1 protein-coding gene is annotated in these 1,074 nt (G+C 62.6%); it reads right to left on the bottom strand.

Features of this window, described 5'->3' with window-relative positions; genetic code table 11:
• Positions 1 to 576 (bottom strand): flagellar hook-basal body complex protein (locus tag C2U70_RS31430; RefSeq protein WP_140982513.1); only part of this gene is annotated, 576 nt, incomplete at its 3' end.
• Between the last annotated feature and the right edge of the window lie 498 nt (positions 577 to 1,074).

The raw sequence follows: 1,074 nt of genomic DNA, 5'->3' as shown, positions 1-1,074 counted from the left end.
GGCGGCGCGGCCGGTGCCGTAGAGATTGAAGCCGATCTTTTCCAGCCGCTGCGGGTTGTCGAAGGCGACGAGGCGGATCTTGCCGCGGATCGAGTCAGTCTTGCCGGAGCCTTCCAGCACCGTCACCGTGCCGTCGGGTGCGATGTTGATGTCGTGGTCGGTCGGCTGGAACGTGATCGGGCCGGCATTGCCGAGGACCGGGTTGCCGTCCGAAGTCACGAGCTGGCCGACATTGTTCATCCCGAACTTGCCGTCGCGGGTGTAGCGCTCGCCGCCGGGGGTCTGCACCGCGAAATAGGCGTCGCCGCTGATGGCGACGTCCAGCGGAGCCTTGGTCTGTTCCATCGGGCCCTGGCTGACGTCGCGGAAGGTGCCGCGGTCCTGCACATAGGAGACCCGGCGGTCGGAGCCGATGAAATTGTCCTCGCGCGCGCCGGAGTTGAGATACTCCTCAAACAGCGAGCGGTCGGCCTTGAAGCCGGTGGTGTTGGCATTGGCGACGTTGTTGGCGATGGTGTCCATCTGCCGCTCCAACGTCATCTGCCGTGCTAATCCGATCAGAAGCGCGTTCTGCATCGGTCGATCTCCCCTTCAATTGAGTCTTCCGCGCCGCTCTCCCAAGCGTCTTGGCCGACCCGTCGATGAGACCTTCGGGCTCTCCCAAACCATCCGGTCTCGGCCCTCTCTCAGCGAAAGCCGTGCCAACCCGGAAAGTCTTTGTTTTTCATATGTTTGGTTGTTCAACGCGGTCGCGGAGAGCCGGCAGAAAGGTTCTGTTGACCATGTTTGCCCGGCAGATTTTTCCTAGTGGGAGGGCGATCGAAAGGTTCTGTTAACCATGATTACCGTAGCGTTTGCACGAGGGGAGCGCGGGTTGCGCTGGGGCATCTGTATCGCGTCGCAGGCTGCCAGCAGGCATCGGGCTCAAACACTTTATATTAGAGAGCGAGCGCGGCGGTCATGGCAGAGAACGAAGAAGGCGCAGCAGCCGCCGACGGCGCGGAAGCCGCCCCGCCGAAGAACAAGCTCAAGCTCATCATCATGGTCGTCGGCGTGCTCGCCGTGCTCGGCGGC

The organism is Bradyrhizobium guangdongense (genome assembly GCF_006483445.1).
GTDB lineage: Bacteria > Pseudomonadota > Alphaproteobacteria > Rhizobiales > Xanthobacteraceae > Bradyrhizobium > Bradyrhizobium guangdongense_A.
This window is presented reverse-complemented; position numbering and strand designations above follow the sequence as displayed.